General features: G+C 36.9%; 17 protein-coding genes. 11 read left to right on the top strand and 6 right to left on the bottom strand.

Annotated elements, in window-relative coordinates; all coding sequences use genetic code 11:
- Nucleotides 1–141: 141 nt before the first annotated feature.
- Nucleotides 142–579: a MarR family winged helix-turn-helix transcriptional regulator gene (locus NV349_RS12985; protein WP_058844559.1), complete on the top strand. Its 438-nt coding sequence runs from the start codon at nucleotides 142–144 to the stop codon at nucleotides 577–579.
- A gap of 580 nt (nucleotides 580–1159) precedes the next feature.
- Complete coding sequence (locus NV349_RS12990; protein WP_271910146.1) at nucleotides 1160–1603, top strand: hypothetical protein; 444 nt, start codon at nucleotides 1160–1162, stop codon at nucleotides 1601–1603.
- Nucleotides 1604–1767: 164 nt separating this feature from the next.
- Here the strand turns inward: NV349_RS12990 and ade are convergent, their stop codons facing one another.
- Together ade and NV349_RS13000 are read right to left on the bottom strand one after the other, a co-directional pair.
- On the bottom strand, nucleotides 1768–3513 hold the full coding sequence (ade, locus tag NV349_RS12995) for an adenine deaminase (protein ID WP_271910147.1): 1746 nt from the start codon (nucleotides 3511–3513) through the stop codon (nucleotides 1768–1770).
- Between the two features lie 94 nt (nucleotides 3514–3607).
- Nucleotides 3608–4030 (bottom strand): pyridoxamine 5'-phosphate oxidase family protein, encoded by a 423-nt coding sequence (locus tag NV349_RS13000; RefSeq protein ID WP_036123581.1) that lies wholly within the window; start codon nucleotides 4028–4030, stop codon nucleotides 3608–3610.
- Between the two features lie 165 nt (nucleotides 4031–4195).
- On the opposite strand from NV349_RS13000, the gene NV349_RS13005 reads away from it, so the two are divergent.
- The 3 genes from NV349_RS13005 to NV349_RS13015 all read left to right on the top strand — a co-directional run bounded on the left by NV349_RS13005 (nucleotide 4196) and on the right by NV349_RS13015 (nucleotide 5848).
- Nucleotides 4196–4822: a YczE/YyaS/YitT family protein gene (locus NV349_RS13005; protein WP_036123571.1), complete on the top strand. Its 627-nt coding sequence runs from the start codon at nucleotides 4196–4198 to the stop codon at nucleotides 4820–4822.
- Between the two features lie 110 nt (nucleotides 4823–4932).
- Nucleotides 4933–5256 carry a PadR family transcriptional regulator gene (locus tag NV349_RS13010; protein ID WP_089932593.1) on the top strand — a complete coding sequence of 108 codons (324 nt, stop codon included), beginning with the start codon at nucleotides 4933–4935 and terminating at the stop codon, nucleotides 5254–5256.
- Nucleotides 5243–5848 carry a DUF2812 domain-containing protein gene (locus tag NV349_RS13015; protein WP_271910150.1) on the top strand — a complete coding sequence of 202 codons (606 nt, stop codon included), beginning with the start codon at nucleotides 5243–5245 and terminating at the stop codon, nucleotides 5846–5848. The genes NV349_RS13010 and NV349_RS13015 overlap by 14 nt, the downstream gene beginning before the upstream one ends.
- Nucleotides 5849–5896: 48 nt before the next feature.
- On the opposite strand, the gene NV349_RS13020 is transcribed toward NV349_RS13015, so the two are convergent.
- Both NV349_RS13020 and NV349_RS13025 read right to left on the bottom strand, forming a co-directional pair.
- Nucleotides 5897–6532, bottom strand: coding sequence for a 50S ribosomal protein L25/general stress protein Ctc (locus NV349_RS13020; RefSeq protein WP_036123560.1), 636 nt, complete (start codon nucleotides 6530–6532; stop codon nucleotides 5897–5899).
- Between the two features lie 147 nt (nucleotides 6533–6679).
- Nucleotides 6680–7384, bottom strand: a complete 705-nt coding sequence (locus NV349_RS13025; protein WP_271910151.1) for a YjjG family noncanonical pyrimidine nucleotidase — start codon at nucleotides 7382–7384, stop codon at nucleotides 6680–6682.
- 276 nt (nucleotides 7385–7660) lie between these two features.
- On the opposite strand from NV349_RS13025, the gene yfkAB reads away from it, so the two are divergent.
- Nucleotides 7661–8773, top strand: a complete 1113-nt coding sequence (gene yfkAB / locus NV349_RS13030; protein WP_036123554.1) for a radical SAM/CxCxxxxC motif protein YfkAB — start codon at nucleotides 7661–7663, stop codon at nucleotides 8771–8773.
- A gap of 452 nt (nucleotides 8774–9225) precedes the next feature.
- On the opposite strand, the gene NV349_RS13035 is transcribed toward yfkAB, so the two are convergent.
- Nucleotides 9226–10218 (bottom strand): LLM class flavin-dependent oxidoreductase, encoded by a 993-nt coding sequence (locus NV349_RS13035; protein ID WP_036123551.1) that lies wholly within the window; start codon nucleotides 10216–10218, stop codon nucleotides 9226–9228.
- Between the two features lie 75 nt (nucleotides 10219–10293).
- Nucleotides 10294–10719 carry a hypothetical protein gene (locus NV349_RS13040; RefSeq protein ID WP_271910152.1) on the bottom strand — a complete coding sequence of 142 codons (426 nt, stop codon included), beginning with the start codon at nucleotides 10717–10719 and terminating at the stop codon, nucleotides 10294–10296.
- Between the two features lie 215 nt (nucleotides 10720–10934).
- Here NV349_RS13040 and NV349_RS13045 point away from each other — a divergent pair, with 215 nt between their 5' ends.
- From NV349_RS13045 to NV349_RS13065, 5 genes are all read left to right on the top strand, one after another.
- A complete protein-coding gene (locus NV349_RS13045) occupies nucleotides 10935–11702 on the top strand; it encodes a sulfite exporter TauE/SafE family protein (protein ID WP_141903695.1) in 768 nt (255 codons plus the stop codon).
- Nucleotides 11703–11855: 153 nt separating this feature from the next.
- Nucleotides 11856–12374 (top strand): RNA polymerase sigma factor SigV, encoded by a 519-nt coding sequence (locus tag NV349_RS13050; RefSeq protein WP_036123541.1) that lies wholly within the window; start codon nucleotides 11856–11858, stop codon nucleotides 12372–12374.
- A complete protein-coding gene (locus tag NV349_RS13055; protein WP_271910155.1) occupies nucleotides 12367–13257 on the top strand; it encodes an anti-sigma-V factor RsiV in 891 nt (296 codons plus the stop codon). The genes NV349_RS13050 and NV349_RS13055 overlap by 8 nt, the downstream gene beginning before the upstream one ends.
- Nucleotides 13258–13405: 148 nt before the next feature.
- Entirely contained in the window at nucleotides 13406–14530 is a 1125-nt protein-coding gene (locus NV349_RS13060; RefSeq protein ID WP_036123536.1) for an endospore germination permease, read from the top strand.
- A complete protein-coding gene (locus tag NV349_RS13065) occupies nucleotides 14530–15996 on the top strand; it encodes a spore germination protein (RefSeq protein ID WP_036123533.1) in 1467 nt (488 codons plus the stop codon). Before NV349_RS13060 ends, NV349_RS13065 begins: the two co-directional genes overlap by 1 nt.
- Nucleotides 15997–16019 lie beyond the last annotated feature (23 nt).

Consider the following 16019-nt stretch of genomic DNA (forward strand, 5'->3'; position numbering starts at 1 on the left):
CCCCATATCTATATTAGTATTTTAAATTGCGCACAATTTAATTTTCACAAATCGAATTGTATACAATTTAATTGCGTTTGACAAGTAGGAACTTTATTTTTAATATAAATGTAATGAGAAGAACTTTAAGAGGGGATTTTTATGCCTAATCATTTAGATAATCAACTGTGCTTTCTTTTGTATGCCACATCAAAGGAAATCATTCGACAATACACATTATTATTGAAGCCATATGATCTAACTTATACAGGCTATATCACTTTATTAGCCTTGGAGGAAAACGAACAAATAACAGTGAAAGAATTGGGACAACGTTTATTTTTAGATTCAGGTACATTAACACCGTTGCTCAAAAAGTTAGAGGCGAAGGGCTATATTTGTCGTGAGCGTTCCAAGGATGACGAACGACAAATGCAAATTTATTTATCAAAAGAAGGCAGTAATGTCCGTTGTATGCTACCAGAAGTGTCACGACAAGTAATGCAACAATCAAATATCTCAGAGCAGCAATTTATACAACTGAAAAATGTTCTTCAAGATATTATGCACAACGACTGGACAATGAAAGATAAAAAATAAAGTAATGAATATTGTAAACCTAAAACTTTTGATTCATGCTATAGCGGCGGTATCACGTAACAATAATTTTATATAATCAACATAAAGAACCGTATTTGGAATTTGCTTATCTTCCAAATACGGCTCTTCAAACCTAGGCATTTTATCAGATGCCATTAACAATTTATAAAATCACCGCTTAACTACCATTTCCCGCAATCCCCCTTTTTTAAGAATTTATCCCTACGCCAATTACACAAACAAATCCAATAAATAACAATAAAAATCCTATTAGAATACCTTCCAGAGCTACATTACTCCCTATCACCATAAAATCAAAAACTAAGTACACCTAATCTAATTGGTGTTGAAGCAATCATATATTTCGTCATTACCTTATTCCTTCATTTAACTATTTTTAATGTGCAAAATTCAGATCCTGCCACCTACAATCAGAAGCTTAAAATATATTCTAAGACAATTATTTTTTATCGAAAAACAATATTTTTTTATCCTTTAACAACTATTTTATTATTGACATTTTAAATTTCAAATTATAAAATGACCAAAACCTTATATATAAATATGGAAGGGTGATTTGATGAACTATGAGGATTTGATGCAGCAAAAAGGTTTTGTTTTTTTAGATAATATAGTAGAGCCTGGTACGAATTCATTGAGAATTTCTATTAAAAGAGCTTCTATCAGTTCTAAAAGCGAGGATGTAAATGTTGGTGAATATACATTATATGATGTCAACCCAATTGAAATTGATAAAACATTACCAGTGATACATATAGAATTTGATTCGTATGTAGCCTATTCTGTTTTCGATGAGTCATTTCATTTTGTAAATTCAGAAGATAAATTTATTGGTCATTCAGTACGTTTATTCTCAAAGTCTACCTATTTAGATTTTGTAAGTAATGGAACAATTGCTCAGGAAATATACTCCTACAAAGACCTAATTCATTACCAAATTGTTTGTCTTGACCATATAATAGATATTGTTTCTTTCGATAAACCTAGTGTTTTAAAAGAATAATAGATCCTAAAACAGTCAATGAAATATGTTGTCTGTTTTTTATTTTTATCAAAAAGATTACTAAATATATAATTATCGGAAGTATAAAAGATGTCTCAGAGCTACTTAGATCAACACGAAATACAAAAACGACCTAAAGCTTTAAGCTATTAGGTCGTTTTCGTCTATGCTTCTACAGAGATGTGCTGGAAGGTTGTCACATCAAATAATCCTGTATCTGTTAGTTTTAGTGCAGGAATGACTGGTAATGCCACAAAAGAAAACGTCAGTAGAAAATGGAAATCTAATGTTGGGTTGAGCGTCTTTAATGCACTATGCAAGCCTGCTAGCTGTTCCTTTGCTTGCTGAGCAGGGGCATCTGTCATCAAGCCGCCAATGGTTAATGGCATCTCCGCTAGAATTTTGCCATCTGCTACAATCACAAAGCCCCCTTGGATTTCTTGAATGCGTGCAAGCGCAAGTATCATATCCTCATCGTTTGTCCCTACGACAAGGGCATTATGTGAATCATGTGCTACGGTTGTGGCTACTGCCCCTTTTTGTAAACCAAAGCCTTTGACAATGCCTAGGCCTGTCGTGTGTAAATGATGGTGTCGTTCAATTACGGCCAATTTCAGTAAATCTTGTTCTACAGATGGTTCAAAAACGCCTTCTTTCACAGGTACATCCATTACTACATGATTGGTAATGAGCTGATTTGGAACAATCTCCATAACATTAGCCTTCGTACCCTTTGTGAAAGCTAGTTGTAGCCTATCCTTTGTAATGGCTGGTAAATGCACTGATTGGTGGATATGAGCAGGAACAATTAGCTCTTGACGACTTGTCAGCATTTCCCCATTTTCAGCAACCTTTCGACCATTTTTCCATACAGCCTTTGCCTGCATCGTCGACAAATTCTCGACTAACACAAAATCTGCCTTATAGCCTGGGGCAAGTACCCCTCGATCAAATAAACGATAGCATTCTGCTGTGTTCACAGTTGCTAACTGGATTGCCTGTAATGGTGTCATCCCTTCGGCTATTGCCATAGCTATATCATAATTGATGCTGCCTTCATCGATTAACTCATCCACATATTTATCGTCTGTACAAAAACCAAAGCGACGAGCATTATGTGGCTGAACAGCCGGTAATAAATCACGTAAATTTTTAGCTGCTGAGCCTTCTCGAATCAGTACATACATCCCTTGCTCCACACGATCAATGGCTTCTTCGGCTGTCACACATTCATGATCTGTCAGTATGCCTGCAGCGCGATAGCCTGTAATTTGTTCGCTCTGTAAGCCAGCACAATGCCCATCAATTACTAGGTTTGCTTGCTGTGATAATAAAATTTTCTGAAGCATGCCCTCTTCCCCATTTAATACGGCTGGAAAATCCATGACTTCTGCCAAGCCACGAACTTGTTCATGTTTTAGAAATGACGCCAAATCCTGAGCTGTTAGTGTTGCACCTGCATTTTCAAACTGTGTACCAGGTACGCTTGATGGCAGCATCACAAAAATATCCATATCCGCTTTTTGTGCATCATCGAGCATAAATTGGATGCCTTCCGCTCCTGCGACATTGGCGATTTCATGTGGATCTGTGATGACTGTGGTAATACCATGAGGTAGTAAAACTCGACTAAATTCCCCCGGCGTTAGCATGGAAGATTCTATATGTATATGACCATCAATTAATCCAGGAATGACGTAGCTTCCTGCTGCATCCTGTTCCTCTTTTGCCTGAAATTTGTGGTTGTGATCCAGTGCCACAATCGTACCATTGTTCACAACAATGTCTGCCTTTTTCCACGTTAACGTATAAACATCGGCCACTTGAGCATTTCTCAGTATGAAATCTGCCTCTAATTTCCCTTGAGATGATAAGATATTTTGCGTTAACTTCTGTAATTTTGTTGTCATAGCCTATACTCCTTTTTCTTTTAAGAACTATCATGCCTGAAAAATACCGATCATTGCAAGTATTTATAGTAGTACAGTAAAAAACGACCATCCATCAATGGTCGTTCGAAAATTCTAGCTCTTTTGGTGGTTGCCCCTTTTTATTCATCAAGCGCATGCGAATAGGTTCAATTTTCAAGGTCACCATTTCGTCCTGATTACCAACGAAGATACTCGTAAAAAATTCAGCTAGTTTATTTTTTAACCCCTCTTCATGGACTTCCGTAAGCCGGCCCTCTATTTCAACATACGTATCCCCAAAGCCTTCATTTTCATAGCCATATAAAATATGGGTATAGGGATTTTTACGAAGTTCTTCCATTTTCTCTGAATGTTTATTCGTTACCGTATATAATACAAAGTCCTCATGTTGAAACGTCATGTAACGAGAGTACGGTTTTCCATTTTCTACAGTCGCCATTGTTCCAATCTTTTCTCGATTTAAAACTTCTAAAATTTCATCACGTACAGAAGTCATTTCATCCCATCCTTTCATCTACATATCTATTTTGCCCTCTCCTCAAAAAGCTAAACCGCCTTTTTTTGAAAAATGTGAAATGACAATTTTCGGCCATATTGAAAATTTATTTGTTATACTAATTGGATGGATAATAGGAATTTTCGGATAAATGAGGGTTAAAAAATGAAACAAGCTTTCTTTACGCGCTGTTTGTTTTTCATAACAGGCATTATCGTGCTATCTTTTGGCATCACATTAACAATTAAAGGGCAGCTTTTTGGCGTTGGCTCTTGGGATGTACTACATATTGGCTTAACAAAAACAGTGGGTTTAACAATCGGCACTTGGTCCATTATATTGGGACTTGCCATTTTAGCATTTGATATGCTGATCACAAAAAAATTTCCATTACCAGGGACCTTTATTGATATGTTTTTAGCAGGCATTTTTATTGATATATTTAATTATTGGTTGCCAGATATCGATGGATTTTGGATGCAACTTGTCTCCTATCTTACAGGGTTAGTTTTATTAGGCTGGGGTTGCGGTATGTACATGGTAGCCAATTTGGGAATCGGTCCACGTGATACGTTAATGTTAATGATGGTCCATAAGCTTGGCTGGAGTGTTACACGTTCTCGTACAACAATGGAAGTGACTGTCGCTGTTATTGGCTTTTTACTAGGTGGCCCTATTGGAATTGGTACAGTCATTATGGCATTTGGGCTTGGACCCATTGTACAATTTGCCTTAACCTATAATGAAAAATTATTTATGAGATGGACTGGCGTGAAAAGCGCTGTCGTATAAGCTTACAAGACAATGCAAAAATGCATTGTCTTTTTTTATACAGTTGCAATATACAGTCCAACTATATATAATCAAACTATATAGTTAAACTGTATAGTTGAGGTGACCTAATGAAAAAACATAAATTACTGCCTTTATCAGAAACCATGCATTATATTTTACTTGCTCTACGTGAACCGTTACATGGCTATGCCATGATGCAAAAAATCGAGGAAATGAGCGCTGGCAGTGTGAGAATTGCTGCTGGCACCATGTATGGGGCAATAGAAAATTTGTTGAAATATCATTGGATTACTCCTGTTGCAACTGAGGATTCTAGACGCAAGGTGTATCAAACAACCGCTGAAGGGCTAAATATATTAGCTGCCGAGCAACAGCGATTGCAACGAATTTTATCTTTATATGAGGGAGCTGATGAACATGATCAAGTTTAAAATCTTTTTTGATATTGAAAAGGAAGAACAATGGTTAAATCAAATGTTATCCCAAGGCTTAGTTTGCACAAACATAAATTCAGCAGGCTTTTATACATTTAAACATACTACAGATCTTGAACAAGTTATCCGAATTGATTATCAGCAAGATCTTCGAAAAAAAGAGCAACCCAACTATAAGCAATTACATGAGGATTTTGGGTGGCGCCCTTTAAAAGAAAAGTCGTATGATGGAACCTACTATTGGTTAAAAAGAAAAGATGGCAACGATGAATTATTTTCGGATAATGATTCGTATATTGCTAAATATAAACGTTTAATGCAGCATGCGAGCCATTGGGCGTTACTCTCTTTTCTTTTGTTAATGATTTTGTATGCCAATGATGGCTTCGATTCCTTTTTCAGTATAAAAGCTGCCTATTATACACCTGGCTTATGGGAGAAAGAAGGTTTAGCATTCCTTTTGGCTTTTTTATTTGAAACACCCTTTGCCCTTATGCGCTTTATTCCACCTTGGCTATTTTTAGCAATATGTGGGATGTATGTAGTCGTTTATTATCGTTATCGGAAATCTATACAGCAGCTGTTATAGAAAATACCAAGGAGCCACTTACATAGCGTAAAATGGCTCCTCTTTCCTCTATGCTTCTGGTTCAGCACCGTTTTGTCCTGTTGCTTCTATCACTTCTGGTGTACCATCCACAGTATCATCTTCTTGTACATTTTCAGCAGGTGGTGGTGTAATCGTTGCTAATGTAAAGTCATCCTCTTGTAAAATTTCAAATGAAAACTGCCGACGTATATCTCCTACATAAAGAGACGTGCCGATTGCTACATTCGTAACATCAATTTCTATAGTTTCTGGAATTTCAGTTGGCTTCACTTTGATGCGTACCTCACGATTTGGCTGTAGCAGGAAACCGCCATCCGCAACACCGACAGCATGACCAGTCACTGTTACTGGAATGTCCACTTCTAGCTCCTCTGACATATTGATGGACTTAAAATCAACGTGTTTAACATTGCCCTTTAATGCACAACGTTGTACTTCTGTTAATACAGCATTAATTCGTTTTCCTTCTACATCTAGTTGAAAAACACTTTTCGTACCATGTGCTGCTAACATTTTTGCAAAGGTTCTAGCATCTAACGTAATAGCTGTTGATTCCATTTGAAAGCCGTAGACAACACCAGGAATGTCCCCATTTTGTCGAAGCTGTGTTAATGAAGATTGTCGTCCTTTTTGACGTTTACTGGCAGTTAAAACCATATTCATCGAATATTTCCCCTTTCATGGAAACTAGTCTCATAAAAGGTTTTGCCTTTTCTGTTGTATTTTATACCTACATTGTTTGATGAAAAAACGGATGATAAACTAAAAAACACCTCCTTTGTCCAGATAGCAAAGGAAGTGCCGTATTTCTTAATACAGAGCTATTTTTTTATTTAATAACCCATGTAATTCATGCAATTTTTTAATTTCATAATGCGGTTCAATGTCGCTCGTGTTTTCAACATTATGGATGTTAAACCAGCATGTATCGATCCCTGATAGTAAACCACCTTTTATGTCTGACGTCAAAGAATCACCGATAATAAGCGTTTTAGCTTTATCAAAATGATCAATCCGTTCAAATACATAATCAAAAAAGGCTGGCATCGGCTTTTGATAGCCCGTTTGCTCCGAAATAAAGATACCCTTAAAATATTGTGCTAAATTGGCATCCACTAATCGTTTATTTTGTGTCATCGTGATGCCATTTGACACAACATATAAATGATGACTTTCGGCTAATTGAGCAATGACTTCATAAGCCCCATCCACATAATGATGTGCCTCCTGTAAATATTTTTGGAACAGCGATTCAAAGTAGACGCCATCAACCTCTATCCCAAATTCTTTTAAAGCAATTGCAAATCGTGTATTATGTAGTGTATTTTTTGTTACTTCCCCACGCTCAAAAGCTCGCCACATCGTCTCATTTATCTCCTTGTAACGGGCAATCATCTCTGGCGTAGTAGCTATGTTTTCCTCTTTAAACATGCGGTCCAGCGCCGCATTTTCAGCTAAATCAAAATCTAGTAACGTATCATCCACGTCAAACAATAGTGTCTCATATTTCGTCATATCTGTTCCCACTTTCTTCGATGCATTGTGACTATTTACTCTCTACCATGATAACGTTTTTTATAAGAAATAACAGTAAAATGTCCTATAACAGAATATTAGGACATCAATGCGCTTTAACTCTTCAATTGCTAGCCAAATGGAACGGTGAACATTTTCCTATATTGGGTAAAAAAATGTTCGTCTAGTCCTAAAATAGTCCATTCGGTAATTTCATATTTGAAATTTTCGATGAATATGAGACAATAGAATGCTAGAAAGGAAGATGTACGAAAGATGACGACCTTACAAAAAATAACACCTGTCTTTGATCCATGGGAAGCGTATTTAGATGTGGAACAGCATGGACAAATGACACTATCAAATATTGAATTTACAACTACTAATCTTTGCAACATGCGCTGCGCTCACTGTGCAGTAGGCTATACATTACAAAATAAAGACCCTGAGGCACTACCTATAAACTTAATTTTACAGCGCTTAGACGAGATACCTCATTTAAAAACACTCAGCATTACAGGTGGAGAACCGATGATGAGTAAAAAGTCTGTCCAAAACTATGTATTGCCGCTTTTAAAATATGCACACGAACGAGGCGTACGGACACAAATTAACTCCAACTTAACATTAGAGCCAGCTCGTTATGTATTGATTGCCCCTTATCTAGATGTCCTTCATATTTCTCATAACTGGGGAACGATTGATGAATTTGTAGAAACCGGCTTTGCCATGATGGAGCGCAAACCAACTTATGACCAACGTGCAGCTTTATTCCAACGCATGATTGATAATGCTAAAATGCTAGCTGAGCATGGTGTTATGGTATCTGCAGAAACGATGTTAAATAAAAAAACATTGCCTTATTTAGAGCATATCCATCATCAAATCATTGAGGAAATGAAGTGTGCGAGACATGAGGTACACCCAATGTACCCATCAGACTTCGCAAGTGCACTTAGTTCTTTATCATTAGAAGAAACGCGTGAAGCCATTCACCATCTACTTGATATTCGTGATGAAAATACATGGATGCTATTTGGCACACTCCCATTCTACCCTTGCAGTAGGAATGAAGAGGATCAAAAGTTGCTGCACCGTCTGCGCACAGCGAAGAATGTCACAATGCGAAATGACCCAGACGGTCGTTCTCGATTAAACATCAATATTTTCACAGGCGATGTGATCGTTACAGATTTTGGTGATACACCAGCACTTGGCAATATTGTGCATGACGAGCTACCAGCCATTTTTGATAAATGGATGACAACTGACTTAGCAAAATCACTCAACTGCCACTGTCCAGCAGTCAAATGCTTAGGGCCCAATGTTCTTGTGAAAAATATGTATTATCAAGATGCCGCATTTGTGAGTGGCTCTGCTCGCGTATAAATGTTTTCCAGTAAGTACAAATAACTTTAAATAGATAACCTCCATATTGACCAAAGTTTGATCCAAGAAGAGTTTCACTAAATTGCTTATTTTTTAAGCTTTACTTAATTTATATTTTTTATAATTTGTTCAACAAGGTATAAAAAATAATGAATGGTCTATACTATTAAAGATTTCACTTCAAATCCAATGACTGGGAGGGTTAACCCGATGAGTGCGATTGATCGATAACTCAGAAGGACCATCAAAGCTGAGTAAAGTACAGTTTTCTTAGGAATATCTTAAGATCCTATACGGAAGCGAGGCAGTGTGTCATGGAGAAAAAAATGTAGTGGTAATCAGACCCGGAAATTTATTTCCGGGTTTTTCTATGTTGTGTGCAAGCCCATGGCCAATAAAAAATCACCTCGACGACTACATACACGAGGTGATTTTATCAAGCTTTATTTGTTCTATATTAATTCCTTTGCTAGGAATTTGTAGGTATTCAAACGACTTTCTAGTTCATATTGATTACAATTCAGCATGACTTCATCGAAACCATACTTCTCTTGCTCAGCAATTAAAAATGCAGCAATGTCTTTTGGTGTCCCAACAAGATTCGCCTTACGGTTATTATCAATTGTCATTTTATCCATTTCCGACAACGGATAATCCTTTGCTTCTTCTGGTGACATCGTTTGAATGATTTGCCCCTTCATCAGTTGAAGACGAGAGATATCAATTGGTTTTGCCAAATATTCCGCTTCTTCTAAAGTTGGTGCAACCGTTGCTGCATATGTCACAATAATTTGTGGCTTTTCCATATAATAAGAAGGCGTAAAATAGGATTTATAGGCATCAAAAATATCCTTCGACATATTGCCAGTGAAGAATTGTGCATATGAATAGCCTACTCCAAGCTGTCCAGCCTGCATAGCACTTTGTCCACTCGATCCTAGTAACCAAGCCTCTGGTAATGAAATATGAGCAGGGGCTGCGATGACTTGATCATAGACATGCTCACCTGTTTTTTGATTATTCATCAGCTTTAAAACGATTTCGAGCTTATCATACTGTTCCGTGAAGCGTTGACGTCTTCCCTCTGCTAATGCATAAATAGCGGCATGGTCGCCACCTGGCGCTCTACCCACACCAAAATCAATCCGATTCGGTGCTAAACCAGATAATGTCTTAAATACCTCTGCTAGCTTATAAGGCGAATAATGCATCATCATAACGCCACCTGTGCCAATGCGAAGACGTTTTGTTTTCGCAGCTAAAAAAGCGGCGGTCACTTCAGGAGCTGAACTTGCTAGTGACTGACTATTGTGATGTTCAGCTAGCCACATACGATGATAGCCAAGTTCTTCACCTAGTAGTGCCAGTTGTTCTGTACGTTGGAAGGCTTCCTCTGCAGAATGACCTTTTGGAATGGGCATTTGATCTAACATACTTAATCTCATTTAAAACATCCTCTCTGTCTCTAAGCTCCCCCTTTTACTGTAATACAGTTTGGATGATTTACAAAATAAAAAACCTTACTCATAAGCTAGTTGTTTCTTTTCCCATATTTGATAGACCATGCCGACTAGCTTTTGTTGTTGCTGCTGGTTCAATACTACATCTTTAAATTTCATCGCCTGAAGTGAGAATTGCTGCGTTTGTTCGTTGACAACAAATTGTAAGATAGCATGTCCTTTTACACCTTGAAACGTAATATCACCCGATAATTCAACAACCTGCTCTCCTGTTTTTGCTTGATAATAACGCCAGTACGGTTCAAAAAAAGCATAATTAAACGCATTTCGAACTGTGACATCTGAAAAATTCTCCAAATAGCCTTCTTTTACGATATCAATATAATCATGGTCTGTTATATCTTTTTTTGCATTAAAGACATATCCTACAAGCACTCCCATAAAAACCACACAGAGAAATACGCGTAGATGATTTCCTAAACTCATGTCATCACGTCCCCTTTACGTAAAAACACCATCATTTACATAATACATCAAAATAATGACTTCAAGTAGAAATTATTTGAATAATGTAGCAATTACATTCATTTTCTATAAAACCTCTCCATGTACTTAAGCCCAAAAATAATCGATAGTATATTTACAGCTTATCTTCAGTTCGCTACTATCAGATTATTATGATAGAAAAGAGATGACCTGTTGTGCCTTTTGATTTAGATGTAAATATTTTAATGATCTTACTTCTTTTTGGTTTTTTAGCAGCATTTATTGATTCAGTGGTGGGAGGCGGTGGCCTTATTTCTTTACCAGCTCTTATGTTTGTTGGTCTTCCACCCTCTGCTGCAGTAGCAACAAATAAATTAGCAGGTACGATGGGATCGCTGACTAGCACAGTGACATTTTATCGCTCTGGTAAGCTAGATATTAAAGCCGTCTATAAGTTATTCCCCTTTGTCTTTTTCGGCTCTATGTTAGGTGCTTGGATTGTCCACTTAATGGACCCCAGTGTTCTCAAGCCACTAATGCTGATAATGCTTGCAGCAGTGGCTATCTACACCATTTTCAAAAAAGACTGGGGAAGTATATCGAGCTATAAAACATTAACACCAAAACGTTATCTCATTTTTGTTATGGTGATCACACTAGTTGGATTTTATGATGGCTTTTTAGGTCCTGGAACAGGCTCATTTTTACTTTTTGCTTTTCTTATGGTTGGTTTTGACTTTTTACAATCAGCAGGAAATGCAAAATTTTTAAATTTTGGCAGTAATATAGCTGCCCTTCTTATGTTTATATACTTAGGACAAATAAATTATGCTTATGGTCTACCGATGGGACTTGCACAAATTGCAGGTGCTATTGTTGGCTCCAAATTTGCGATTAAACGCGGCAGTGGCTATGTACGTAAATTATTTATCGTTGTGACCATTCTATTACTCTTGAAAAATACATATGACTATTTTTCATAATCAGCATTATGCTTATGTATGCCGATACTATTGAAGGATAAAACTTATCTCAATCGAGGTAAGTTTTTTTCATGGATTAAACTTTTTCCCTCTACTCGCACGTCTAGATAGTGTATACAATTTGACAATGTTAAAAAAGGAGCTTCTTTGGACATGAAAACAAGAAATGCATTTCAACATGAAGAGGTGTTTGTCCAATTCATTCGTGAACAAAAAGAGCGTTTTTATATGCTCGCGTATAGCTATACAAAAAATGAACAGGACGCACTAGATGTTGTACAGGACAGTATCCAAAAAGCCATGCTCTCATTAGATCGACTTGAAAATGTGACCTATATGAAAAGCTGGTTTTACAAAATAGTTGTCCGTACGGCCATTGATTTTTTGCGTAAGCATAAACGCTTACAAGTAACAGATGATGATACATTACAATATTTAACGCCAGCTCAAGAGGATGTTTATGAGAATGTAGACTTGGAGCATGCGTTGGATGAGCTCCCACAAATGTATCGTGAGGTTGTCATTCTCCATTATTTTGAGGATTTAAAGCTCGCTGACGTAGCGAACATCCTTGATATTAAGTTGAGTACAGCCAAATCGCGTCTTTATAAAGCGTTAAAACTATTGAAAATACAATTGGAAGATGTGAAGGGAGAAACTGCACATGGATAAAAAATTACAAAAATTAGAAAAACAATATATGGAGGTTCCTATTCCAAAGGAGCTAGACTTTGTGGTTGAAAGTGCACTAAAACAAGGTCGAAAAAAGAAAAAAAATCGCACACCACAATGGCTACTTGGATCAGCGGCTGCGGCTATGCTGTTTACAGCTAGTTTAAATGTTAGCCCTGCAATGGCACGAACACTTTCTGAAATACCTGTTGTTGGTAGTGTGGTGAAAGTATTAACTTGGACTGAATATGAGGTGGCAGAAGATAATTATGATGCCAACATTCAAGTTCCTTCCATTGAAAATTTAGAGAATCAAGAGCTTGCCAATGCTTTAAATGAAAAATATCGTGCAGAGGGGAAAGCCCTTTATGAAAATTTTATTGCTGAGGTTGGAGATTTAAAAGCTAGTGGTGGTGGACATTTAGGTGTTGATAGCGGCTTTGAAATCAAAACAGATAATGACCAAATTTTATCGATTGGCCGTTATGTGGTGAATACGGTTGCTTCCTCTTCAACGGTCATGCAATACGATACAATCGACAAGCAAAATGAAATTTTAATTACACTACCAATGCTCTTTAAAGATCAACAATATGTTGAGACAATTAGTGAAAATATTAAGGAACAAATGCGTACACAAATTGCAGAATCTAATCAAGAAAAAATTTACTGGGTGAAAGGCGCAGGCCTTCCCGATGAAGAATTAATGGAAGCATTTACAACCATTAAACCAGATCAACCATTCTATATTTCAGATCAAGGGAAACTAGTGATTTCCTTCGATAAATACGAAGTAGCACCAGGTTATATGGGAGTTGTAGAATTTGAAATCCCAACAGATGTGCTAAAAGGAGATCTAGTTAGCACGAAATATATTCACTAATTGAGCTTACTATTCATAGGACGAGGTATTTGACGATTGAATCATCAAATACCTCTTTTTTTCATGAGGTCATGCCATTTTTTGCTTATAAAAATGACTTTTTTTGTCTAAGCTAGTATGTATCAATCAATGTTAGAGGGTTTTCATCATGAAAGGTGTAGGATCAATCAGTATTTTACATGTCATCTTCCTATCTATGACTGTTATTGGCTTAAAAAATCATGTAACGATTATTCCCCCGCTGTTAGATGTAGCCAAAAGAGATGGTTGGCTATCGGTTTTACTTGCTGGAGGAGTCATTTTCTTTTGGCTATTTCTATTAGTATATATTCAATCGAAGTCTAAACAGGAACCCATTCGAGACTGGTTAAACGAAAAAATCGGAAACATTGGCTCTTCTATTGTCATTTATACAATTGTCATTTTTATAATGATTATTACAGCTTTTACGATGGTTGAAACCTTGCAATGGGTTAACACAACATTTTTACCGCAAACACCCGTTATCATCCTATTATTTATCTATACCATTTTGTGTATTCTTCTGGTGACGACGAGCTTGCAGACAATTGTGATTTTAAATGTCTTTGTGTTATTCGGAGTTGTGGTGTTTGGCTTTTTTGTTGCCTTTACCAACCTACAAGTAAAAGACTATGATTTATTACGACCGTTTTTTGAACATGGTTTCCAGCCCGTTTTTCGAGGCATGATTTTCCCAGCATCAGGGTTCATAGAGCTTTTAATGCTACTATTTTTACAACATCAATTTAAAGAACGAATTCGGTGGTATCACTTTGTCATTATGCTATCGATCTTAGTGGGACTCACATTAGGGCCATTAATTGGAGCCATTACCGAATTTGGACCAAGTGAAGCGGCTAAACAACGCTATCCTGCCTATGAAGAATGGGGTTTAGTGACAATCGGGCGCTATATTGAACATCTAGACTTTTTCTCTATTTACCAATGGCTAACAGGGACCTTTATTCGCGTTAGCTTCCTTTTGTATATCGTGGCAGATTTATTAAAAATGACCGGCAATCCGAAGCGAATATGGCAAATGCTTGCTCCTCCCTTCTTTATACTTTGCTTGCCACTCATTATGTTAAATGAAAATTTATTTTTAAAGGTAAAAGGAAATTATATCCTAACTTCTACGTTTATCTTTTTCTTTGCCCTGTCAATTTTTTTCGTAATCGTAGCTTTCTTGTCGGATAAATCTTCTAAAAAGGGGAAAACTGAAAAACAAGACATGAAAAGTGGTGAATCGTAATGCCTCAGCACGAGCAGGCGCTAGATCTTAGTACGCTCAGAAAATTATTTCAAAAATCGGCAGATATTCAATTTCAAGAATACACCTTTAATCAGCAAAAAGTACACTTCATTACATGTGATGCGATGATTGATCAACAAATGCTCAATGAAGTGATTATTGAACGTATTCAATATTTATTTGACCATTTGGATGAGGTCCCCCTTGAAGAGAATATTGCTAGGCATCTTCATATTCCGAGTATTCAAAAAATAGAAGACAAGGAACAGCTAATTACATTTGTTTATAGTGGTTTCCTGTTGCTGTATTTTGATGAAGATAATCTTTTATATGCTAGTAATATTGCGCATAAACCTAATCGTCAACCTGAAGAAACGCGCATGGAGGTTCTTGTTAAAGGACCGAGGGATAATTTCATTGAAGATATTCGCGTCAATATCGCACTGTTACGAAAACGATTGCCAACCAATTCCTTTTGTGTAGAAAAAATGGAGCTTGGGAAACGTTCAAAAACAACGGTTGCTATACTTTATTTTGATGATATTGTGGATATGGATATTTTACATGGGATTAAAAAGCAGCTAGCAGCCGTAGATACAGATATTGTATTTAGTGGTGATTTATTGATGGAACGGGTCAATAAAAATTCTAAGCTTTTTCCAAAGTTTGATTACACAGGGCGACCTGATTATGCCGTTCAAGCCTTAGCAAGAGGTCGATTTATAATTTTTGTTGATGGTGTTGCCTATGCTGTCGTTACACCAGTCAATCTGTTTTTATTACTTAAATCGGCTGAGGATAATGAATATCCTATTATCTTCAGTTCCCTCGAACGATTATTAAGGATATCAGGTATTTTAATCGGCTTACTACTGCCTGCATTTTGGCTAGCTTTAACGACCTATCATCAAAATCAATTACCGTTACAGCTACTCGCAACCGTTGTGCAGGCTAAATCGGGCTTACCGCTCCCCTCTTCGCTTGAAATGCTCTTGATGTTGCTAATGTTTGAATTGTTTCGTGAGGCAGGCTTACGTCTACCCTCTGTTATTGGTGGGACCATCAGTGTGGTAGGCGGATTAATTATCGGAGATGCTGCCATTCGAGCAGGGGTAACAAGTCCTGAAATGATTGTTGTGATTGCTATTTCTACTATTGCCTCTTTTACATTGGTCAATCAATCGCTTGTTACATCCGTTAGTATTTTAAGGATTGCCTTTATTTTTGCCAGTGCCTTTTTTGGACTGTTTGGCTTCTTTGTTTCATTATATTTAACACTCCTTTACCTATGTAATATTCGCATTTATGGCTACTCCTACATGAATCTGGCAACAGATTTAAATTGGGCTACCATTAAAAAATCCATCTTTCGTTTATCACCTAAGGGTTATACAGAGCGTAACAAAGCACTTGCTCCTCAGGATTATACACGAACATCAAAAGGTCACGAAAACAAAGAGTCCTAAAAACAAAGCAAATAGCATCCCTT

It is taken from the genome of Lysinibacillus sp. OF-1 (assembly GCF_028356935.1).
In the GTDB taxonomy this organism is placed as follows: Bacteria; Bacillota; Bacilli; order Bacillales_A; family Planococcaceae; genus Lysinibacillus; species Lysinibacillus fusiformis_D.